General features: G+C 70.9%; 16 protein-coding genes and 1 pseudogene. 8 read left to right on the top strand and 9 right to left on the bottom strand.

What is annotated here, in order from left to right; genetic code table 11:
- The first annotated feature begins 84 nt into the window (after positions 1-84).
- From ABT232_RS12550 to ABT232_RS12535, 4 genes are all read left to right on the top strand, one after another.
- Positions 85-726 carry a hypothetical protein gene (locus ABT232_RS12550; protein ID WP_351839412.1) on the top strand — a complete coding sequence of 214 codons (642 nt, stop codon included), beginning with the start codon at positions 85-87 and terminating at the stop codon, positions 724-726.
- 541 nt (positions 727-1,267) lie between these two features.
- Positions 1,268-2,107: an SDR family NAD(P)-dependent oxidoreductase gene (locus tag ABT232_RS12545; RefSeq protein WP_351839410.1), complete on the top strand. Its 840-nt coding sequence runs from the start codon at positions 1,268-1,270 to the stop codon at positions 2,105-2,107.
- 135 nt (positions 2,108-2,242) lie between these two features.
- Positions 2,243-3,022: an SDR family oxidoreductase gene (locus ABT232_RS12540; protein WP_450871730.1), complete on the top strand. Its 780-nt coding sequence runs from the start codon at positions 2,243-2,245 to the stop codon at positions 3,020-3,022.
- Between the two features lie 209 nt (positions 3,023-3,231).
- On the top strand, positions 3,232-3,519 hold the full coding sequence (locus tag ABT232_RS12535; RefSeq protein WP_351839408.1) for a DUF1330 domain-containing protein: 288 nt from the start codon (positions 3,232-3,234) through the stop codon (positions 3,517-3,519).
- A gap of 264 nt (positions 3,520-3,783) precedes the next feature.
- Here ABT232_RS12535 and ABT232_RS12530 read toward each other — a convergent pair whose 3' ends face one another.
- The 3 genes from ABT232_RS12530 to ABT232_RS12520 all read right to left on the bottom strand — a co-directional run bounded on the left by ABT232_RS12530 (position 3,784) and on the right by ABT232_RS12520 (position 8,094).
- On the bottom strand, positions 3,784-6,711 hold the full coding sequence (locus ABT232_RS12530) for an AfsR/SARP family transcriptional regulator (protein ID WP_351839406.1): 2,928 nt from the start codon (positions 6,709-6,711) through the stop codon (positions 3,784-3,786).
- Between the two features lie 250 nt (positions 6,712-6,961).
- Positions 6,962-7,468, bottom strand: coding sequence for a hypothetical protein (locus ABT232_RS12525; RefSeq protein ID WP_351839404.1), 507 nt, complete (start codon positions 7,466-7,468; stop codon positions 6,962-6,964).
- A gap of 338 nt (positions 7,469-7,806) precedes the next feature.
- Positions 7,807-8,094 (bottom strand): Atu4866 domain-containing protein, encoded by a 288-nt coding sequence (locus tag ABT232_RS12520; RefSeq protein ID WP_351839402.1) that lies wholly within the window; start codon positions 8,092-8,094, stop codon positions 7,807-7,809.
- A gap of 655 nt (positions 8,095-8,749) precedes the next feature.
- Here ABT232_RS12520 and ABT232_RS12515 point away from each other — a divergent pair.
- Entirely contained in the window at positions 8,750-9,055 is a 306-nt protein-coding gene (locus ABT232_RS12515; protein ID WP_351839400.1) for a GNAT family N-acetyltransferase, read from the top strand.
- A 4-nt stretch (positions 9,056-9,059) separates the two neighbouring features.
- Positions 9,060-10,027, top strand: a pseudogene (locus tag ABT232_RS12510) (pirin family protein).
- Between the two features lie 351 nt (positions 10,028-10,378).
- On the opposite strand, the gene ABT232_RS12505 reads toward ABT232_RS12510, so the two are convergent.
- On the bottom strand, positions 10,379-11,782 hold the full coding sequence (locus tag ABT232_RS12505) for an amidohydrolase family protein (protein ID WP_351839398.1): 1,404 nt from the start codon (positions 11,780-11,782) through the stop codon (positions 10,379-10,381).
- Positions 11,783-11,992: 210 nt separating this feature from the next.
- Between ABT232_RS12505 and ABT232_RS12500 the strand changes: the two genes are divergently transcribed.
- Positions 11,993-12,895, top strand: coding sequence for a helix-turn-helix transcriptional regulator (locus tag ABT232_RS12500; protein WP_351839396.1), 903 nt, complete (start codon positions 11,993-11,995; stop codon positions 12,893-12,895).
- Positions 12,896-13,281: 386 nt separating this feature from the next.
- On the opposite strand, the gene ABT232_RS12495 is transcribed toward ABT232_RS12500, so the two are convergent.
- Both ABT232_RS12495 and ABT232_RS12490 read right to left on the bottom strand, forming a co-directional pair.
- The gene (locus ABT232_RS12495) at positions 13,282-14,139 is read right to left on the bottom strand and encodes a transferase (protein ID WP_351839394.1); all 858 of its coding nucleotides are present in this window, start codon (positions 14,137-14,139) and stop codon (positions 13,282-13,284) included.
- Between the two features lie 62 nt (positions 14,140-14,201).
- Positions 14,202-15,467, bottom strand: a complete 1,266-nt coding sequence (locus tag ABT232_RS12490; RefSeq protein ID WP_351839392.1) for a glycosyltransferase family 4 protein — start codon at positions 15,465-15,467, stop codon at positions 14,202-14,204.
- A 231-nt stretch (positions 15,468-15,698) separates the two neighbouring features.
- On the opposite strand from ABT232_RS12490, the gene ABT232_RS12485 reads away from it, so the two are divergent.
- Positions 15,699-16,373, top strand: a complete 675-nt coding sequence (locus ABT232_RS12485; protein ID WP_351839390.1) for a GNAT family N-acetyltransferase — start codon at positions 15,699-15,701, stop codon at positions 16,371-16,373.
- A gap of 108 nt (positions 16,374-16,481) precedes the next feature.
- On the opposite strand, the gene ABT232_RS12480 is transcribed toward ABT232_RS12485, so the two are convergent.
- From ABT232_RS12480 to ABT232_RS12470, 3 genes are all read right to left on the bottom strand, one after another.
- A complete protein-coding gene (locus tag ABT232_RS12480; protein ID WP_351839388.1) occupies positions 16,482-17,309 on the bottom strand; it encodes a glycoside hydrolase domain-containing protein in 828 nt (275 codons plus the stop codon).
- 962 nt (positions 17,310-18,271) lie between these two features.
- Complete coding sequence (locus ABT232_RS12475) at positions 18,272-19,243, bottom strand: alpha/beta hydrolase (RefSeq protein ID WP_351839386.1); 972 nt, start codon at positions 19,241-19,243, stop codon at positions 18,272-18,274.
- 155 nt (positions 19,244-19,398) lie between these two features.
- Positions 19,399-20,886: a long-chain-fatty-acid--CoA ligase gene (locus ABT232_RS12470; RefSeq protein WP_351839384.1), complete on the bottom strand. Its 1,488-nt coding sequence runs from the start codon at positions 20,884-20,886 to the stop codon at positions 19,399-19,401.
- Between the last annotated feature and the right edge of the window lie 167 nt (positions 20,887-21,053).

The following is a 21,053-nucleotide window of genomic DNA, read 5'->3' as shown; positions in this document are numbered from 1 at the left end:
CGTGTGCTGGTGGCCCACGCGGCCCGCGCACGGCGCCGGACCGGACTGACGTCCCCTGTCCCTTTCCATCACCAGGAGCCTCTCGTGACCGGTGTCACCTCCCTCTCCACGCATGACGCGATGACATTGCCGGCTGTCCCGCCGCGCTTCGACGTCACGCACTGGCCGCTCCGCGTGGAGGAATACCTGCGGAACACGACGAAACCGCTCCATCGCGCCATACTCAAGAACTACTACCGCCACCTGCTGCTGGAACTGTCCGGCTACTGGGACCAGATCATCGTCCCGGAGCTGACCGTCGACGAGCCCGCCTACCGGGTGGCGGACCATGACACCGTCGCCGTGCTGAACGGCAAGGAAGCGGTGGAGAACTTCTACCGCGAGACCTATGAGGCGCGGGTCAACGTCATGGGCGCACGCACCATGAACATGTGCGTGGAGGACTTCGGGGTGACCACCGAGGCGTACTGGGCCCATGTGGTTCCTGGCCGGTACCTCGTCGACCAGGGCCACCTCCCGGACGCCGACACCGACGCGCACTACCTGATGAACTACAACATCTTCCAGATCTTCGCCTACACCACGGACGCCAAGCTGATCGGCGAACGCATCTACGCCGACGCGGCCAGCTACTCCTACGAGAAGCTCGCACCTGAGGACGTAGTGACCCCGGAGCAGGCACGCCTCGCCCTCGCTCCGCTCCTGGAGCGGGCGACGCTGGACTGAGGCGGGCAGACCCCGTTCCCGAGATCCCACCCTCGGGTGCACAGCAGCGCCCGCAGACGGAGCTGTCGTGCACGGTCGGTGACCCCGGCCGCGATGTCGGGCATCTCGCCCCTAACGCTTGATCACCTGATCCAGGCAGCAATCCAGGCAGGAATCCATGCCGGTTTCCTGATTCCGGATGTGGTCCCCGATACAGCTGCCGATGCAGCTGCCGGTCCCAGCATTTCCTACCGTTTTCGCGGTGTTGGCACGAGAGGTGCTGCTCTCATATCGATTCTGCGTGATCGGACGCCTGCCTCGACGACGGTCGGCCCGCCCGGCCGAACTCGCCGATCGAGCACCCGCTGTTCCGGGCCGGCCGTGACGCCGCCGTGGCACCGGGACGGGTCTTGCGGCCGCCCGGTTCCTAGGAATGGAACACCCAGGAAAAGGACGCCCTTCATCCGGAATCTCCCGACGGGCACACTCGAATTCGCAAGGGAAAGAAAGGAACTTTCTCCCTGGATCACAGGGGGAACAAGCAAGGAAAGAAGGCCATCTCATGGCTACGTGGTTCGTGACCGGCGCGTCCCGCGGTATCGGCGCGGAGATCGCCCGTGCCGCCCTCAAGGACGGCAACAACGTCGTGGTCGCCGTCCGCAACCCGGAACGAGTGCCCGAGGACCTCCAGGCCTCCGACACCGTCCTCCCCGTCGCCCTGGACGTCACCGACAACGACAGCATCCCCTCCGCCGTCCAGGCCGCCGTCGACCGCTTCGGCCGCATCGACGTCCTCGTCAACAACGCCGGCCGCGGCCTCCTCGGCGCCCTCGAAGAGATCACCGACGCCGAGGCCCGCTCCCTGTTCGACCTCAACGTCTTCGGCCTCATCAACGTCACCCGCGCCGTCCTGCCCCATATGCGCGAGCAGGGCTCCGGCAAGCTGGTCCACATCGGCTCCCGCTCCGGCTTCGAAGGTGAACCCGGCGTCAGCCTCTACTCCGCCTCCAAGTTCGCCGTCGCCGGGATCAGCGAAGCCCTCTCCGTCGAACTCGCGCCCTTCGGCATCCAGTCCATGGTCGTCGAACCCGGCGTCTTCCGCACCGACTTCCTCGACTCGAGCTCCCTCTCCGTCACCACCAACCGCATCCCCGACTACGACGACACCCCCGCCCACGTCACCCTCGACTGGATCGACCAGGCCAACCACGCCCAGCTCGGCGACCCCGTCAAGGGCGCCGCCCTCATCGTGGAAGTCACCAGCACCGACAAGCTCCCCACCCACCTCTACCTCGGCCGCGACACCCTCGAACGCCTCGACGTCAAGATCCGGCAGATCCACGACGATCTCACTCCCTGGCGCGACAAGTCCGCCGCCACCGCCCACGACGACGCCGCCTGAGCAGCGAGCCGCCGGCACGAAGGCGATGCCGCCGGCCCCAAGCCGATGCCGCCGCCAAGCTGCCCTCCCCCACCGGGCTCCGTCTCCGAAGTGCCCGTGCCCGATAGAACCCGCGAATTCGAAGAGGTAACCATCATGTCCGCTGCCGTTCTCTCCGGTACCCCGCTGTCGGGCCGTGTCGCCGTCGTCTCCGGCGCGTCCAGCGGCATCGGCGCCGCCACCGCCGAACGCCTCGCCGCCCTCGGCGCCACCGTCGTCGTCCTCGCTCGCCGCAAGGACAGGCTCGACCAGCTCGTCAAGACCATCGAGCAGGCGGGCGGCACCGCCCTCGCCCTCGCCGTCGACGTCACGGACCGAACCGCGGTGCAGGACGCCGCCGACCAGGTCGCCGCCACCTTCGGCAACGCCGACCTCGTCTTCAACAACGCCGGCGTCCAGCTCATCTCCGGCATCGAGGAACTCAAGGTCGACGACTGGCAGCGCCAGATCGACCTCAACATCACCGGCCTGATGAACGTCATCGCCGCCTTCCTGCCGCACCTCACGAATGCCGCGGCCCAGGGCAAGCCGGCCGACCTCGTCAACACCTCCTCGATCGCCGCGACCCGCATCCTGGAGAAGTTCTCCGTCTACTCCGGCACCAAGGCCTACATCAGCCACCTCACCCGCCTCCTGCGCGTCGAACTCGGCCGCAAGATGGTCCGCGTGGCCACCATCGAACCCGGCATGGTCGACACCGAACTCCCCGACCACGTCACCGACCCGGACGCCTCCACGCTCATGGCCGACCTCATCCACGACATCGACGTCCTCCAGAGCGCCGACATCGCCGAAACCGTCGCCTTCATGGCCGCCGTCCCCCGCCACGTCAACCTCACCGAAATCACCATCCTCCCCACCGCTCAAGCCATCTGACCCCGCTCCACCCCTGACGCGCGAAGGGCCGCCCCTCCCGGTGCGGCCCTTCGCGCGTGCGGACCGGGTGGCTCAGCGCCCCGAGCCGGACGCCTCGTGGGGCGTCGATGCGGTGTGGTCCGGTTCACAGGCTCGGCGTTTGGCGTTGCCCCTGATCTCGCAGTTAAATAGTTCGCGTACTTGCGAACTAACGAACGAAGGATGCGACAGTGAGTGCCTACATGGTCATCAGCGTCACCCCCCGGGACGACGAGAAGATGCGGGACTACGAGTCCCGGACGCTCGACGTGGTCTCCCGCTACGGCGGCAGGCCCATCGCCCGGGACACCGAGTGCTTCGTCCTGGAGGCCGAGGAGCGTCCCGGCATCGGAGTGATCCTGGAGTTCCCCGACAAGCAGGCCGTCCTCGACTTCTACCACTCCGAGGACTACGCCCCCCTCAAGGAGTTCCGGCACACCTTCGCGACCGCGAGCGCGCTCGTGGTCGACTCCGTCTGAACCCGGCCGGGCTCGTCCTGGCCCAGCGAGGCCGACCGGGACGGGCGCGGGCGGCGACCCGGCTGCACCCAGGCCGGGGCACCGACGGTGCACGACAGCTCCGTCGGCGGGCCGCTGCTGTGACCCGCCGACGAGCCGTGGCCGCGCTGCGGCGAACCGCACGACAGCCGGGCGGCGCAACTGACGCGCCGGCGCGGCCCACACCTGCCGCCGCTCGGAGGTCACAGGTCCGAGCGGCGGAGGGGCCGCGGGTTCGAGGCGATGTCATGGGGCTGCGGCGAGGCGTCTCTCCACGGTTGCGGCGTCGCTCCGGAAACCGAGATGGCGCAGGATGGCCAGGGCTTTTCGCCAGTGCGCCTTTCCTTCCTCGGTTCGGCCCATCGCGGCCAGCGCGTCGCCGAGCGCGCGCAGGGACAGAGCCTCCAGCTGCTCATGCCGGATCGCCCTGGTCAGCCGCAGGCCTTGTTCGGCACACCGTACGGCCAGGTGGAGGCGGTTCGCCTCGCCGTACGCCTCACTGAGGCGGATGAGGGTGCCCGCGCGTACGAAGTCCTGTTCCCCTTCGTCCAGCAGCTCCAGGACGTGCTGGTAGACGCCGATCGCGTCATCGAGCAAGCCCTGGCGGACCAGCACCTGTCCCCGGCGATAGTTCGACAGGGCTTCTCCCTGCCGGTCTCCGAGCTGCCGGAACAGCTCGGTCTGACGCTCTGATTCGGCCACGGTCTGCTCGTCGATGCCCTCGCTGCGCAGCCGGGTCTGGACCGCGTTGCCCAGCACCATCGCCTCCAGAGACCGATTGCCTCGCCGTCCGGCCAGGGCGGCGGCCTCTCGGAACAGACGGACGGCGGGAACCGGGTCGCGGTGACCGACGACCACGGCCTGAACGTTCAGTGCCATGGCGCGGACGTCCTCATCACCCTCGCACGACGCCTGAAGTGCCCGGGCCACCTGGCTCTCCGCCTCGCTCAACCGCCCGACCTGGGCCAGCGCTCCGCTCAGGATGTAGCGGGCACGGCTCTCGGAGCGCGTGTCGTGCGCGTGAGCGGCCGCGTCGGCGACGAGGGTGGCCACCGGGATGATCTGGTGCCACAGGTGGGCGTTCATCAGCACGGCGTCCAGCATCAGCAGCAGCGTCGCGGCGCGGTCGGTGTGCGTGGCCGCCGTCTGCGTCAGGAGCATCAGGATGTCGTCGAGACTGGAGGCGCTCCAGGCGAGCACCTCGTTGACGCCGGCGAAGCGCGTCCCTCCCGGCACGACCGGCACTGCCGTGCGCGCCACCGTGTGACCGGGCCGGATGACACGGTAGGACTCGGCGGCGGCGACCAGATGCAGGTCCAGGAGGCGTCCCAGCGCGGCGTGGCGGACCTGTTCGGGGTCCGTCTCCGCGGCCAGGCGCCGGGCGAACAGGCGGACCAGGTCGTGACACCGGTAGCGCTCCAGCGCGGGCGACTCCAGCAGCCCGACGCCGACCAGCCGTTCCAGCAGGGTCTTGGCGGTCTCCGCCGGACTGTCGAGGACGGCGCTCGCGGTGGACAGGTCGTACACACCGTGGTCGGGCAGGGCGAGCAGCCGCAGGGTCTGACGCGTGAGGTCGTCGAGCTGGCCGTATCCGAGGGCGAAACTGGATTCGACGGTGACCGTGTCCACGGTGAGTTCGGACAGCCGGTGCTGTTCGTCGGCGAGGCGCTCGGCCAGCTCGGCGAGGGTCCACTCGGGACGGGCGGCCAGCCGGGATCCGATGATCCGCACGGCCAGCGGCAGCCCCCCGCAGGCCGCGAGGATACGGTGCGCGGTGCGCGGTTCCGCCTCGACGCGGGCGGCTCCGACGAGGCGGGTGAACAGCCGCAGCGCCTCCCCGGAAGGCAGCGCGCCGAGGACGATCCGCAGGCTGACCGGGAGGGTCGCCAGGCCGCTTCGACTGGTGACGACGACGGCGCAGGTGGCGGCGCCGGGCAGCAGTGGGGTCACCTGCTCCATGTCGGCGGCGTTGTCCAGCACGATCAGCACACGCTGCTGGGCCAGCCGGGAGCGGTACAGGGCGGCCCTCTCGCCGAGGTCCGTGGGGATGTAGGAGTCGCGCTCGCCCAGGGCGCGCAGGAAGGACGCAAGGACGGTGCCGGGGTCGGCGGGCGTTCCGTCGGCTCCGCGCAGATCGGCGTAGAGCTGCCCGTCCGGGTAGTCGGCGAGCACGCTCTGCACACTGTGCATGACCAGGGAGGTCTTCCCGGCACCTCCCATGCCGGTCACCAGCACGATGCGCAGTGCCCGCGCCCGGGGGTCGGACAGCGCGCTTCTGATGCGTTCGGTCTCCTCGGCGCGGCCGGTGAAGTCGGCCACGGCGTGCGGGAGCTGACGAGGTGCCCGTTCCTGGCGGGAGACGACCTCGGGCTGCGGGACGGGTACGGACGCAGCCGTAGCCGTAGCCGTACGGTCGAGGATGTCGGCGTGCAGCTGTTGCAGGCGGGCGTGGGGTTCGATGCCCAGTTCGCGTCCCAGCAGGCGGTGCGCCCGACGGTAGGCCGCCAGCGCCTCGCCCTGCCGGCCGGTGCGGTGCAGCGCCTGCATCAGCAGATAGTGCAGGCCTTCGCGCAGGGGGTGGGTCTCGGCGAGGGTGGTGAGTTCGGTGGCGGCGTCGGCGCACTCGCCGAGCTCGACCAGCGCCTCCAGGCGGGCCTCGACTGCGTCCAGGCGGCGTTCTTCCAGTCGGGAGCGTTCGGCTTCCGCGAAGGGGCCGGGTATCCCCGCCAGGGCCGGTTCCCGCCACAGTGCCAGGGCCTTGTCGAGCAGGTGCCGGGCTCCCGCCGTGTCACCGGCCGCGCCCCGGATCCGCGCCTCGGCCACCTGCTGTTCGAACAGCTCCCAGTCCAGGGTGCCCTCGGACAGGCGCAGTGAGTAGCCGCCGGGCACCGACCGCAGGATCCGCCATGGCTCGTCCGGCGCGTGACCGGGCTCCAGGAGATTGCGCAGCCGCCATACGTACGTGCGCACCACGACCTCCGGGCGCCGGGGTGGGGTGTCCCACAGGGCGCTCACGAGGTCGTCCCTGCTCACGGCCCGGCCGTGCCGGAGGATCAGGACCGCGGCCACCACCCGCTGCTGCGGAGAGCCGAGATCCAGCTCCCTGCCGTCGCGGTTCGCCCTGAGACGGCCGAGCACCGCGAAGTGAAGGCGTGACGTGTCCGTTCCCCCCATGGTGAACCTCATCGTGTCGGAGACGGCGCACCGCTCGGACGGCCCGCCGCCAATAGTTCGTATGTTTACGTTTAGGCGAAGTGACGTAATGATGCCACACAGGAGGCCTTGAGCTGCGATTTCATCTCGCGAGGGAGCCCGCGGCGCCGACCGGGCGGCGCGTCGAGCCGCTCTCCGTACGGCGGAACGACGCACCGCAGTCGACTGGTCGGCGGGAGCGGCACGGCCAGGCGGCCCGGCTCGGTGCCGGTCAGGTGAGTGGAGCGGCGGTGGGGAGGGCGGCCAGCACGGACGGGTAGGTCTTGCGGACCGCCGTCGCGTCGAAGCCGAACTTGTCCAGGGCCGCAGGGGTGATCTCGCGCTTGTAGCCGTTGGAGACCAGGTAGACGGTGGCGTCGTCGGTGCTGCGGGCCAGGTAGGCGTAGGCACTGAGGGGTCCACCGTCGGCGATGTTCGCGGTGGTGAGGACCAGGCGAACGCCGTCGGTGTCACGGAAGAGCGCGTTGTAGGTGACGGAGCTGGGGATCAGGTGCCGTTGGCCGTCCAGGACGAGGTAGACGTCGCCGGAGCCGGCCGCCTTGATGCGCAGGCCGTTCAACTCGGGGAAGAGTTCGCCCTGGCTCTCCGCCGTGACGATGGGAGCCGCCGCCGGGACCGGCGAGCTCGTGGCGTGCGCCGAGAGGGCGGAACCGGCTGTGACGGCACCCAGGGCCGCGAGCACCACGGCGACACGCGGCATGAGGGACTGCTTGTTCATGACGATCCTCCGGTCAGCTTCCGGGAGGCGTGCGGACCGGGCTGTTTCCCGGCACCCCGCCCCCTCGGGCGATAGTTGAAATCTAACCTAGTTTTGATGACGCGTCAACAACATCTCCCGAGGAGGCGGTGGGGCCTCAGCTGTGCGTCGACGACGCCCACTTGACGGTGCGTCCGCTGACCACACGCCCCAACGAGACGGCGGTCAGCGGTCAGCGGTCAGCGGTCGGCGGTCAGCGGTCGGCGGTCGGCGGTCGGCGGTCGGCGGTCGGCGCGAGCATGGCGCCCAGCACGAGGGCCAGTGCCTGTCCCGCCCTCGCACAGGGCGGGACAGCCTGGTCAGCGGCGGTCGCGGGCCGGCACCTCGCCCTCGCGGTACAGGACCAGGTGTTCGTGGTAGAGGACGCCGTCGCGGACGTCTCCGGTGGCGGTGAATCCGGTGTCGTCGACGTAGTCGATGTGGTCACCGGTGACGGTGTACCTGCCGGTGTACGCGCTCCGCCGCGTGCCGCGGGCCTCGTCGTAGCGGCCGTCGGGCAGGAGCTCCTGGCGGATGTGTCCGTCGGCGGTGACCCACATGCCGACGTAGGGGTGCGGGGCGGGGGAAGTGGTGTCGTCGGTGTTCATGGCATCCACCGTCGCCCGCGGCACCGGCGGGTTCCAGGCCGCGAGTTTCCTGGGTGCGCTCCACCCAGGATCAGCGGCGGGTGGTGCTCAAGCCGGGTCCGCCGCCTCCGCGTCGACCTGCGTCAGGGCCGGTCGGGGAACTCGCCGAGGAGGCGGGCCTCCCGGTCCGTGAAGGGGGCGAAGAAGAGCCGCCGCACCGTCGTCCAGCATGCCGGGGCGCCGCTCCCTCGACCTCCTTCCGCCCGGCCGGTTCGAGCCGGACCATGGAACCGCGGACGTCCTCCGCGTACGGCTCGCGGGCGACGACCACGCCTGTCCATCCGCCTGATCTGGTGCGAAGCCGAGACCATGCCGTGCCGGGGCCGGCCGCTCCAGCGGTGTGGCGGGAACGGCGACGACGTCATGGCGGACGCACGTGCGGCACTGCGAAGCCCGGCCGGGCGGATTTCACCGGCCTGAACGAACATCGGCGTGCCGCGAGGTAGGCAGTTGCTGCCGACGCGCGGCGGCGGCGTGCCGTGCCAGGGTCGGTGCAGCCGTACACGGTCCGCCCGTCACGCGGCAGCCCGAAGGGCACGATGAGCATCGCCGCCGCATCACGGTCCCTGTTCCGTACGACCGTCGGCATCTACTCCGCATCACCACAGGAGAGTTCATGGAACCGCAGGTGACCGACGACCCGTCCCGGTCCCGCTTCGAGATCCACGAGGGTGCGGATCTGGCCGGTTTCGCCCAGTACCACGCGTACAAGGACGAGATCGCCTTCCTGCACACCGAGATCGACCAGCGGTTCGAGGGCCGCGGCCTCGCCGGCCTGCTCATCAAGGGCGCCCTCGACGCGGCCCGGGAGCGCGGCCTCGAGGTGCTGCCCTACTGCCCCTTCGTCCGCGGCTGGATCACCCGGCACCCGGACTATGTCGAGCTGGTCCCGCAGCAGGACCGCGCCCGGTTCGGGCTGTGACGCGATGAGCAACCTCGACACCACGCCGCCCGTCCTGCGCCGGGGAGGCCGCGGGGAGGTCTCCGCCCGCCCCGTCCGCGAACTGCTCCGGCCCCGGATCACCCCGCTCGGCGAAAGCACCGTCGTACGCCGGCTGCTGCCCAACCTCGGACGCAGGATGGTCGGCGCCTGGTGCTTCGTCGACCACTACGGTCCCGACGACATCGCCGACGAGCCCGGCATGTGGGTTCCACCCCACCCGCACACCGGCCTGCAGACCGTCAGCTGGCTGCACGACGGGGACGTCCTGCACCGCGACAGTCTCGGCAGCCTGCGGACCATCCGCCCCCGCGAGCTCGGACTGATGACCGCGGGCCGGGCCATCGCCCACGCCGAGCAGTCCCCCCGCGCGCACGCGCCACTGCTGCACGGGGCACAGCTCTGGGTCGCCCTCCCCGACGCGCACCGCCACGTCAGCCCCGCCTTCGAGCACCACACAGACCTCCCGCTGGTCACCTCGCGGACCGGACTGCGGGCCACCGTCATCCTCGGCGAGATCGACAGCGCCGCCTCCCCCGGCCCACCTACTCGCCCCTGGTCGGGGCGGACCTCTCGCTGGCCGCGGGCACGGACGTGAGACTGCCGCTGGAACCCGACTTCGAGTACGCGGTGCTGGCCATGTCCGGCTCGACGGACGTCGACGGCGTACGGCTCGAACCCGGCTCCATGCTGTACCTGGGCTGCGGGCGCCGGGAGCTTCCCCTGCGGGCCGCCGCCGACAGCGGACTGATGCTGCTGGGCGGTGAGCCGTTCGACGAGAAGATCGTCATGTGGTGGAACTTCATCGGCCGCAGCGGTGAGGAGATCGCCGAGGCCCGCGCGGACTGGAACGCCGGGCGGCGTTTCGGCACCGTCCAGGGCTTCGACGGGGCTCCCACGCCCGCCCCGGATCTGCCCGAGGCCCGTCTCAGAGCCCGTGGCCGGGAGCGCTGAGTGCCCGCACACGCACGCACGCACGCACACGCGCACGCACACGCTGCCGCACGCGCGGTTCGGCCGCCGCGGCGCTTGTGCGTCGGCCGATCGGCCGGCGGCGGGGCCGCGGGTGAACCGGTACGGCGGCGGGGCCGCGGGTGAACCGGTACGGCGGCGGCACCTGTCGTGGCCCCGCACAGCCGACGGCCGGCCTCCGGTCACCGGGCGTGCCCGCCTCGGCGGGTCTCACCGAGGGCCGGGACGCGCACGGACCGTCGGGCCGGGCCGGTCCCTGGGCCCGCCCGGACACGCGCGGACGGCGCCACCCGGTGCGGTGGCGCCGTCCGCGCACGTGTGTGCGCGCGAGGTTCAGCCGGTGGTGCCGGCGGCGTCGAGGATGTGGTCGCGGGAGGCGGCGACGTCGTCACGCAGGGCCGCGAGGTCGACGTCGAGCAGGCGCCCGCCCCACTTGCGGACCTGTCCGGCGACGAAGACGGTGTCGACGTTGCGGGCGTCGGCGCCCAGTACCAGCGTGCCCACCGCGTCGTTCAACGGCATGTTGTTGATGTCCTCGGCGCGGACGACCAGCACGTCGGCCTGCTTGCCCGGCGTCAGCGATCCGGTCACCTCACCCAGCCCGTTCGTCCGGGCCCCTTGCAGGGTGGCGAAGTCCAGCACGTCGAGGGCGCTGATCCGGCGCGGCTCGGCATCGGTGCCGTAGGCGGCGTTGACCGCGCGCATCCGCTGGATGGCGTGCAGGGCCCGCATCTGCGTGAACATGTCGCTGGCCAGCGCGACTTCCACGTCGATGCTCAGCCCCGGCCGCACCCCCACCGCCAGTGCCTCGTCCACCGCCGGGATCGCCGACTCCAGACCGATCTGCGCCTCCGACGTCGGTGCCAGCGCGATCGTCGTCCCGCTGTCGCCGATGGCCCGCCACGCGTCCGGGGTCAGGCCCGTGGAGTGGATCAGCGTCAGGTCCGGACCCAGCAGTCCCTGCCGCTCCCACTCGAGGATCGCCTGCGACGACGGCAGCCCGAAGACCGCGTCCACGCTCACCCCGACACCCAGCTCGCGGGCCGCCGCGGCCAGCCGCGGCCCGTACGCGAGTTCCGGGCCCGCGATCTCGTCCGTCGCCAGCGCGGCCACCCGGAAGGTGAGCAGACCGCTGCCGTACTCCTTCCGCAGCCGCGCCACGTCCGCGGGCCACTGCTTGTCCCAGTCGCCGAAGTGCGGGGCCATCGCGGCGTGCACGCCCCGGATCCCGGTGTCCACCAGCGCCTGCGCCGCCGCGTCGGAGTGCGCGGCCGTACGGGAGTTGTGGGAGAAGTCGAGCATCGTGGTGATGCCGCTGTCCAGCGCGGTGAGAGCCGCCAGCCGGGTGCCCACGTACATGTCGTGCGGGCGGTACACCGGCGCGTACCCCAGGAGCGTGGTGGTGACGTAGCCGCCCAGGTCGTCCACGTCCGGCATCACGCGGCGCAGCTGCGCCTCCCAGGCGTGCCGGTGCGTGTCCACGAAGCCCGGCGCCACGACGCAGCCCGCCGCGTCGATCACCACCGCGTCCGTCGCGGCGCCCTGCGCCCGCAGATCCACGCCCACCGCTGCGATCACCTCGCCCTGGATCAGGACGTCGCCCCGTGGCAGCACGCCCAGGGCCGGATCCATCGTGACCACCGTGGCACCCGTGAGCAGGACGCGCCGGTCACGGTCGCCGGCCGAGGAACGCAGCCGGTCCAGCAGGTCCTTGCGTACGGAGTCGTCGAAGTACATGGCACACACCCACATCGTCAGGAGGGACATCGCCGGCCCCGAACGGCCCGGCGCTGCGACCACCGTCGCCGCACGCCGCGCCCGGCACCAGGCCGCCGTGTACCTGGGAGTGCCACTCCCAGGAACCGCCCGGACCAGCGGCAGGGTAGGAAGAACACGGCCACCCTCACGCCTCGCCGACCGGCCCGTCCGTTGCGCACCATGGAGCACATGGATCGACTCGTCACTCTCGGAGAGTTCCTGAGGTCATGCCGTTCCCGGCTCGTCCCGGACGAGGTCGGTGTGCCCCGTACCGGGCGCCGGCGGGTGTCCGGTCTGCGGCGCGAGGAACTGGCCCAGCTCGCCGGCATGAGCGTCGACTACTACACACGCCTGGAGCAGGGCCGCAGCCGTACGGCCTCCCAGGCGGTGCTTGACTCGCTGGCCGCCGCCCTGCGGCTGGACGGCGCCGAGCGCGCCCACCTCTTCGACCTCGCCGCCGATCGCCGGCCGCCCGACGACGATCCCGGCCGCACACGAGAGCAGGTCGACCCCACGGTGCACCGGCTCCTGGAGACGCTGGACAGCGCCTGCAGTCCCGCCTTCGTGCTGGGCCGCCATACGGACGTCCTGGCGGGCAACCGCCTCGCGTGCGCGCTGATCACCGACTTCGCCGCACTCGCTCCACAAGAGCGCAACCAGGCCCGCTTCGTCTTCCTCGACCCCTACGCCCGGGAACTGTACGGCGACTGGCACACGGTCGCCGCCGACACCGCCGCGATGCTCCGCATGGAAGCGGGCCGGCGGCCCGGAGACCGGGAACTCGGTGATCTGATCGGTGAACTGTCCGTGCGCAGCGACGACTTTCGCGCCCTGTGGGCCGACCAGCGGGTGGTCGAGCGGACCTGGGGCACCAAGGCGTACCACCATCCGGTCGTCGGTGACCTCACCGTCTCCTACCAGGCCATGGCCCTGGCGGGGCGGGCGGACCAGACCCTCTTCGTCTACACGACGGAGTCCGGCACCGCGGACGAGACGGCCCTGCGCCTGCTGGCCACCTGGAAGTCGTCCGTGGACCTCGGCCGGGCACGGGACAGCGGTTCGGCGCTCCGGTGGGGCAGCGCGGTCACCTGACCGGCAACCGAGCCGGCGGCCCACGTGCCCGATCCGGGTTGCCGGCCGCCGAGTCGACCGGTACAGCCCCTGCGCGCGGGGCAACGGCGAGGGGAATGGCGGACGTACGGCGGTCCACCGGGCGCCCGGAGAGGCGCGTGACCTGATGCGGCGGCGCCGGACGCGCTCACCGGTCGGACGGGGCGGTCAGCGCCGATCTCGGGGAGGCGCGCCGGTTCGACCGTTTCTTCCCGCCGGCTCATGGTGGCATCGTCCGACGGGTGGTCGCTCACCTGCCGGTCCGCCACCCGGCCACCTCCGGTGGGGTGCGTCGGGCCGGCGGGACTGTGCCGGGCCGGCCGGCCGTTCGTCCGTCCGGCTCCGTCCGTCCGTCCGGCGAAAACGGTTCAGGCCCTCACACGACCGCGGACCACTTCGATGGAGAGGTCGTTGTCGACCGTGTAGTAAGGGCGCAGGGTGGAGCCCTTCGCGGTGATCGCCGGGTAGACGTAGACGTGCTTGCGGTCGGCCACGTCGTCGAGCAGCCGCGCGATCCTGACCGCGGAAGCGTCGGCGGCGGGCCGCACGAAGACGTCCCATACACGGCCCGCTCCGCCGTCGCTGTTGCCGTCGCCGTGGCCGTCGCCGTGGCCGTCGACCAGTTGGTCCGGTCCGGCGGTGAAGGAGAACCCTCGGCCGTCGTCGTCGATCCGCGGCCGCAGACTGCGCACCGTGGTGCTGCCGCGCAGGCGCAGGCGGACGGTGGCGTCTTCGCCGAGTGCGGCGCCGTGCAGCCGCGCGGAGACAGTGATCGTCCCGTCGGCGACGTCCACGGCACCGGCCTCCGCGTGGATCGGGCGAAGCCACGACCTGAGGGCCAGGAAGCCGTCCTTCGTCACGTAAGGGATTCTGACGGCGACCGGTGAGGTGCGGTCGCGGAGGTGACCGTCCACCAGGGCGCGCAGGTCGCGCGGGCCGGGGCGCAGCCGCTGCCGTTCGGCCTCCGGTTCCGGCACCAGATACACGTCCCAGCGGCCTTCGTCGAGGACCGGCTGTGGTCCGAGCGCGGCGCGGAGACGACCGTCGGGCCCGTCGGGTTCCAGTTCGAGGAAGTGGAGGGCCGTCTCGGGCCGGCCCTTCTTGGGCCGCAGCCGCAGGAGCAGCCGGGGGTTGTCCGCCGGAACCGGCGGAAGGCGGAAGGTGATCCGCCCGTCCGTGTCGATCGTGCACCCGGCGCGCGGCCGGGTCTCCTGCTGCGTGCTCATCGTCATGTCTTCCGTCGGGGCCGTCGTACGTTGCGCCGCGCCTGTCGGGCGTTCCGCGGTGCTCATCCGTGGCCTCCCCGGATCGAGCGGAGCACGCCGACCGCAGCGGCATGGGCCGCGTCGCGGGCGGCATGGCCACGGCCGGTCAGGGCGTTCGCGGCCGGGCGGGCCGACGAAGCGGTCCGCCCCCGCCCGGTCCTGGCCGCGGCGGCGGCTTCCAGGAGGCGTTCGGCCTGGGCGACGACGGGGCCGGGGGCGAAGCGGCGAGCGTTGTCCAAGGCGGCGCGGCTCATGCGGCGGCGGAGTTCGGCATCTCCGACGAGTTCCAAGAGGGCCGCGGCGAGGGCGTCGCGGTCTCCGACCGGCACCAGGCGTCCGTCGGTGCCGTCCGCGATGATCTCGCCCGGGCCGTAGGGGCAGTCGGTGCTGACGACGGGCAGTCCGCAGCGCATCGCCTCGACGATCGTCATGCCGAAAGGCTCGAAGTTGGACGCGGCCGCGCCGATCGACGCCTTGGCCCATTCGGCCTCCATGGGGGTGGCGGCCCCCATCAGGAAGACGTTGTTCCACAGACCGAGCCGCTCGATCAGCTCGCGCAGCCGGGGCTGTTCCTCTCCCTTGCCGTAGATACGGAGCTGCCAGTCCGGGTGGGCGGCGGCGACCTGGGCGAAGGCCTCGATGAGCAGGTCGTAGCGCTTGACCGGGACCAGCCGACCGGCGGCGACGACAACCTTGGCGCTGCTGTCCGAGGGTGGCAGGACGGGGTCGGGGACACTGTTGGGGAGGGCTTCCACGAGGACGCCCGGCAGCCACATCTTGCGCCGGTAGGCGGCAGCGTCCGCTTCCGTGACGGTGGTGACCACGTCGAGCCGGCGGTAGGCGCGCCGCAGGGCGGTACGCAGCCGCGGTGAGTGGTTGTCGAGGGTCAGGTGCTCCTGCCCGACACGCAGGACGTGCTGCGGGGCCTGGCGTGCGATGTGCACGTTGAGTCCCGGGCGGGTGCCGATGACGACGTCGGCGTCGAGCGCCTGGAGGTGCTCGCCGATGCGCTGGTCGGTGAGCTCGCTGTACTGGCTGTGGCGGTACTCGGCCGCCGGGAACACCTTCGCCGGCCGCCGGTGCAGCGGATGGTCCGCCTCCGTGCGCAGGTCCACCAAGGCGCGCAGCCGTACGCGCGGGTGGGGGGTGAGGTTGGGGCGCTCGCGGTGGCGCAACGCGGAGACGATCTCCACGTCGTGACGTTCGGCCAGCGCTCCGGCCAGGTTGAACGTGGTGGTGATCGTGCCCCCGATTCCATAGGCGTTGTGGATCAGGAAAGAGATCTTCATGGTGGACTAGACCGCGCCAACTCCCGGACAGTTGTTCGCCGTTATCACTCCGTGACTGGGCGGCGGGTCGGCGGCCAGGACGTGCTCGCGGCGAGCGGAGGAGGGCCGAAGGGAACGGCGAGCACTCGCGCCTCACACCAGGGCGGGCCGCTGTCCGCGCCCATCACAGCGGCAGACCCACCAGCCATGTAATAGTCACGCACCCGTTGCACCTATTACGTGAGGAGCGGCATGGACGCGGAACTCGTTCGTTCATGGGTGGAGGGCTGGGTCGTCTCACGCGGAGCCGCACCGCCGGTGACCCAGCCCTGGGGCTTCACCTGCGAGGTGGGCCTGACGGGCCAGGTGACCCGACACGTGCTGCCCGACGCCGACGAGTCGCTGATACGCAAGCTGACCGAGACGGCCACCGCGCCGGGAACCTGGCTGAAGCTCTTCCTGCCGCCGCGGACCGTCGCACCATGGGTCGCCCCCGGCTGGCGCTTCGACAGCGACGGCTTCCTGATGTCCACACCGCTGCACCCGGCCCCGGCCGAGGCGCCCCGCGGATACCGGGTACGCACCTGGGAGCGGGGCGGCGTCATACGCGTACTCGCCCTGACCGAGGAGGGCGCGTTCGCCGCCCGCGGTCAGGTCGCCGTACCCGGCCCCGGCCGCACCGCCGTCGTCGACCAGGTCGAGACTTCTCCGGCCCACCGCCGCAGAGGACTCGGCAGCACAGTCATGCGGACGCTGGCCAACGCCGCCGTCGACGCCGGCTCCTCGGCGGCGGTGCTCGGCGCGACGACCGAGGGGCGGGCCCTGTACGAGTCGCTGGGCTGGCGCACCCACGGTCCGCTGACCGGCCTGATCCGCGACGTTCCGCCGGAGGTTCCCGGAACACCTCACCGACCTACCGAGGTGTGACCGATCCGGCCGCCTGCGACGACATCGTCACCGGCCCACGCCCCGCGCGAACCTCTCCGGCCAGGGCCGGCATTGAAGGTGCTGCGGCGCCACCAGGAGACGCAGCTCCTATCCGATGACGGCGACCGGGGCGTCCCAGGCGTTGCGGTCGACGGTGACGGTGTGTCCGCCGCGGGACTCCCTGCTGTCGACCATGTACTGGTGGGCGCGACTGTGGTCGGTGTACAGCTCGGGATCCCATGGCCAGTCGGCGGTGGTGGTGTTCTTCTTGTTCCACAGCGCGTACCAGAGGTTGCCCGGGAGGTCGGTCCGGTCCTTGGCGGTGGCGATGGCCTTGGCGCTGGAGCCGGCGAAGCCGTAGTACCCGGCGCGGTACGTGTTGGCCCGCAGGGTCTTGGTGAAAGAGCGCACGTACGTCAGGGTGGCGTCGTTGCACGCCTTGTTCGTGATGTCGTACGACTCCATGTTGAGGTAGATGGCGCTGCCGGGCTTCATGCCGAGTGCGGACGCCTTGGCGATCGCGTCCTTGGCGTTGCGCACCCCGACACCGGCTGCCGTGGTGGCGGTGAACCTCTCCGGGTTCCTGCTGGTCTGGCAGGGCGGCTGGGCGCCGACGTAGAGGGGTATGAGCTTCCAGCCCGAGGCGCTGACCGACTTCACCCAGGACGCGGTGAGGTTGGGCTGGGCGCAGCCGCGGTTCTTGCCGCCGATGTAGACCGCAGCTGCTCCGTAGAAGCCGGTGTTCCAGGCTTTCATCGCGGCGAGAGAGGGTGCCGTGCAGGTGTCGAACGCCCGGCCCGTGTACGTCTTCTGCGCCGGCCAGGTCGTTGTGGCCATCGAAGTCTGCGCCGCGATCCCGGCTCCGGCAACGACGATGACGCCTGTCGTGGCCCACGCGATGTAACGGCCTTTTCTGGACAATCGGTGACTGGACATCTCCCACCCCAATTTTCGGATCGCGGCCGCGGCCGCCACTGGTGCACCGGCGGCAGGTCTGCGAGCGCGGTCCCACACCCTTCGACGCGGCTGCGGGTCTCGGCGCCGCCGAGGCGGCGCGGCTCAGCTCGGCAGCCGGAGCGCTCCGCACTCTATCCAAGGTTCACAACCGGGTTCCGACTGTCCGTCAGCCGACCGCGTTCCGCGTCCGCACGGTGAGCGGTGTGCACCTGGTCTCGCCGGTTCCGTCCTCGTCCTCCCCACTCGTCGGTCAAGGGCAGATGGCCGGCCCCCAGCTTTGCGCACTCCTCATCCGACTTTCCCGATGCACACCCTGAGAGGTCCTGACAGGATCACCTCGGTCAGCGACACCGTGAGCGGGATGCCCTGGGCGTCGGTGAGGACGTGGTGCTTGCCGGCCGACGGTCTTGATCAAGAACTCCTGGCAGCACTTCTGAGGCCCAGTCAGGGCGGAGCCTTCGGACCCCTCGAAAATTCATCAGTCCGTGTGGACAGCGCTCTTCGGCCGCGTGTCCGTCTCCGAGTCGGACAGACGACTGGTATCCGCCGCGCCGAGACGCGGCGCGGCATGAACGACGGGAGCCAGGTATGGCTACTCCTTCCCAGCAGCTGCCCGACGACGTCGCCGAGGCCCCTCAAGGGGCTGCTCGAAGAGGTCGCTGAAGCGAGTCCCGGCCAGCAGGTCACCGAGAACATGGTCAACAACGCGAAGAGGGCCAGGAAGGGTCTGCTCGGAGGCTCAATTCTTCCCGGCCTCGTGTACCGACGCGGCCGCCGGCATGTCCAGCGTGTCCCTGCGTCGCTGGAGCTGAGACTGTGTCAGACCGTGAAGGGCCCGGACCGTGTGAGTGCGGCCGGGCCCGCCCTGCCTCGCAGACAGGTGCACGGGCCCGGACCACGTGCGTGGCACGCAGGAGTGCCAGGTCGGGCGTGCTGGTGCCTCAGCTCTCGTGGAGAGCCGTGCGCAGGGCGTCGACGGCGAGTTTGCGGGCGACGTTGGCGGCGCGGGTGTCGCGCAGGCTGTCCAGGAGGAGGAAGTCGTGGACCATGCCCGCCACCCGGACGGAGGTGACGTCCACGCCGGCCTCGCGCAGCTTGTTGGCGTACTGCTCGCCCTCGTCGCGCAGCACGTCGGCCTCGTCGGTGATGACCAGGGTGGTGGGCAGGCCCTTGAGCTGGTCCAGGGAGGCCTGGAGCGGGGAGGCGTAGACCTCCGTGCGCTGGCTCGGCTCGGAGTAGTGGTCCCAGAACCACTTCATGCCGTCGCGGGTGAGGTAGTAGCCCTCGGCGAACTGGAGGTAGGACGGGGTGTCGAAGTCGGCGTTCGTCACCGGGTAGAGCAGGACCTGCGCCTTGAGGTCGATCCCGCCGCGCTCCTTGTTCATCAGCGCGAACACCGCCGACATGCAGCCGCCCACCGACTCTCCGGTGACGGCGATCCGCGAGGTGTCCAGGCCGTGCTCCGCACCGTGCTCCAGGACCCACTGCCCCACCGCGTAGTTCTGCTCGACCTGAGTGGGGTACTTCGCCTCGGGCGCGCGGTCGTAGACGGGGAAGACGCCCGCCGCCCCGGCGCCGACCACGAGCTCGCGGAAGAGCCGGTCGTGCGTCTTCTCGTCGCCGAAGACCCAGCCGGCGCCGTGGATGTAGAACACCACCGGCAGCGGTCCCGACGAGCCCTTGGGCCGGATGATGCGGGTGCGGACCGTGCCCCACTCGCCCGCGTCCACGTCGACCCACTCCTCGTCGACCTCGGGGCGGGGCACGCTCTCGTCGCTCTGCAGGCCGAGCAGGATGTCGCGGCCCTTTTCCGGCGGCACCTCGTAGATCCGCGGGTGCGGGTCGGTGGCCTCACACAGCTCCTTCGCGGCCGGTTCGAGATAGGGGGTGATCGGAGGAGGAAGATCGGTCATGTCCGCTCCATGTCACGGGCACGCAGGTGCCCTGTTCGCGCGACCTCACCGGCCGCGCCTGTCGCGTACGCCTGCCCGGGCGCAGTAGCGCCTGGTTTCATCGTTTGGGCCCACTTCGCCCATCGCAACCCGGAGCGCCATGAGGGGGCCGGTCCTCACACCGCCGGCAGGGTGATCTCCCTCTTGAGGATCTTGCCGCTCGGCCCCAGCGGCAGCTTGTCCACGAGCCACACCTGGCGCGGGTACTTGTAGGCCGCCACCCGCTCCTTGACGTAATGCCGCAGTTCCTCGGGCGTGGCCCGACCGGCAGGGCGGAGTACGACCGCGGCCGCGACCTCCTCCCCCAGCTCGGCGTGCGGGACGCCCACCACCGCGGCCAGAGCGACATCGGGGTGCTCGTGGAGGACCTCCTCGAGCTCGCGCGGGTAGACGTTGTAGCCGCCGCGGATGGTCATGTCCTTCTTGCGGTCGACGATGTACAGGTAGCCGTCCTCGTCCGCCCGGGCAAGGTCGCCGGTGCGCAGCCAGCCGTCGGGTACGGCGGCCTCGGTCTCCTGGGGACGGTTCCAGTAGCCCTTCATCACGTTCGGCCCCCGGACGGCCAGCTCGCCGATCTCGCCCGGAGTCACCTCCTGCCCCCTGTCGTCCACCAGCCGCACCTCGACATCCCGGATGGGGGTGCCGATGGAGCCGGCCTTGCGCGGGCGGTCCGGGTGGTTGAACGTGACCACCGGACTGGTCTCGGACATGCCGAAGCCTTCGAGGACCGGACAGCCGAACCGCTGCTCGAAGCCGCGGAGTATCTCCACCGGCAGCGAGGCGCCGCCGGAGATGCACATCCGCAGCGTCGACACGTCCGCCCCGGACGGGTGCTGGAGCAGCGCGGCGTACATGGTCGGGACGCCCTCGAAGACGGTGGCCCGCTCGCGGGCGATGGCGTCCAGGACGGCCCCCGGCTCGAAGCGGGGGATCAGGACGAGGGAGGCACCGCTGCGGACGGCCGCGCTCATGGTGCAGATCTGTCCGAAGATGTGGAACAGCGGCAGGCAGCCCACCACCACATCCTCGGGTGTCATCCGCTGGATGTGGATGCTGTTGACCTCGGTGTTGTGCCGCAGGCCGGCGTGGGTGAGGACGGCGCCCTTGGGGCGGCCGGTGGTGCCGGAGGTGTACAGCAGCACGGCCATGTCCTCGCCGTCCGCGTGGGCGACGTCGGACAGCGGCTCGTGCCCGGCCAGCGCCGCGGCGAACGCGGCGGGGTCGACAGCGGTGTGCCGCACTCCCGCCGCGGCGGCTCCCTTCGCGCCCTCGCCCGGCGCCTGGTGCCATTCGAAGAGTCGCACCGCGCCGGAGTCGGTGAGGTGGAACTCGGTCTCCCTGGTCTTCAGGAGCGGGTTCATCGGAACGACGACCGCTCCCGCACGCAGGACTCCGTAGTACAGGACGACGAACTCGGGAACGTTGGGCAGCATCAGGGCGACCCGGTCGCCCGGCTGTATGCCATCCGACCTGAGCAGGGCGGCGGCGCGGGCGCTGTGTTCGTCCAGCTCCGCGTAGGTGAGGACACGCTCCCCAAGGCGCAGCGCGGGGCGTTCGGGCAGTCGCCCGGCCGTCTCCACGAGGAACTCTGCCAGATTGGCCATGACCCGCCTCCGTTAACGAGATCACTGAATGTTTACATCGCTGACATCTTGTCGCCGTCCACCGGCGCGTCCTATGGGCCGCATGACAGCAGTAAGGGCCCTTGGATTGTTCACAGCGACAAAACACCGGGGCGGGCCGGGCATGGCGAGCGGGTCGGGCATGGCGA

Origin of the sequence: Streptomyces sp. NPDC001532 (genome assembly GCF_040298625.1) — a bacterium.
Lineage (GTDB): Bacteria > Actinomycetota > Actinomycetes > Streptomycetales > Streptomycetaceae > Streptomyces.
The sequence above is the reverse complement of the archived record's forward strand: the minus strand, read 5'-3'. Positions and strand labels throughout refer to the sequence as shown.

Bases quoted from the DNA above. Each gene is read 5' to 3' on its own strand.
- ABT232_RS12545 (WP_351839410.1), top strand. From the start codon at position 1,268: ATGGCTACGTGGTTCGTGACCGGCGCGTCCCGCGGTATCGGCGCGGAG.
- ABT232_RS12540 (WP_450871730.1), top strand. From the start codon at position 2,243: ATGTCCGCTGCCGTTCTCTCCGGTACCCCGCTGTCGGGCCGTGTCGCC.
- ABT232_RS12530 (WP_351839406.1), bottom strand. From the start codon at position 6,711: ATGGGGGGAACGGACACGTCACGCCTTCACTTCGCGGTGCTCGGCCGT.
- ABT232_RS12525 (WP_351839404.1), bottom strand. From the start codon at position 7,468: ATGAACAAGCAGTCCCTCATGCCGCGTGTCGCCGTGGTGCTCGCGGCC.
- ABT232_RS12520 (WP_351839402.1), bottom strand. From the start codon at position 8,094: ATGAACACCGACGACACCACTTCCCCCGCCCCGCACCCCTACGTCGGC.
- ABT232_RS12515 (WP_351839400.1), top strand. From the start codon at position 8,750: ATGGAACCGCAGGTGACCGACGACCCGTCCCGGTCCCGCTTCGAGATC.
- ABT232_RS12505 (WP_351839398.1), bottom strand. From the start codon at position 11,782: ATGTACTTCGACGACTCCGTACGCAAGGACCTGCTGGACCGGCTGCGT.
- ABT232_RS12500 (WP_351839396.1), top strand. From the start codon at position 11,993: ATGGATCGACTCGTCACTCTCGGAGAGTTCCTGAGGTCATGCCGTTCC.
- ABT232_RS12495 (WP_351839394.1), bottom strand. From the start codon at position 14,139: ATGAGCACGCAGCAGGAGACCCGGCCGCGCGCCGGGTGCACGATCGAC.
- ABT232_RS12490 (WP_351839392.1), bottom strand. From the start codon at position 15,467: ATGAAGATCTCTTTCCTGATCCACAACGCCTATGGAATCGGGGGCACG.
- ABT232_RS12485 (WP_351839390.1), top strand. From the start codon at position 15,699: ATGGACGCGGAACTCGTTCGTTCATGGGTGGAGGGCTGGGTCGTCTCA.
- ABT232_RS12480 (WP_351839388.1), bottom strand. From the start codon at position 17,309: ATGTCCAGTCACCGATTGTCCAGAAAAGGCCGTTACATCGCGTGGGCC.
- ABT232_RS12475 (WP_351839386.1), bottom strand. From the start codon at position 19,243: ATGACCGATCTTCCTCCTCCGATCACCCCCTATCTCGAACCGGCCGCG.
- ABT232_RS12470 (WP_351839384.1), bottom strand. From the start codon at position 20,886: ATGGCCAATCTGGCAGAGTTCCTCGTGGAGACGGCCGGGCGACTGCCC.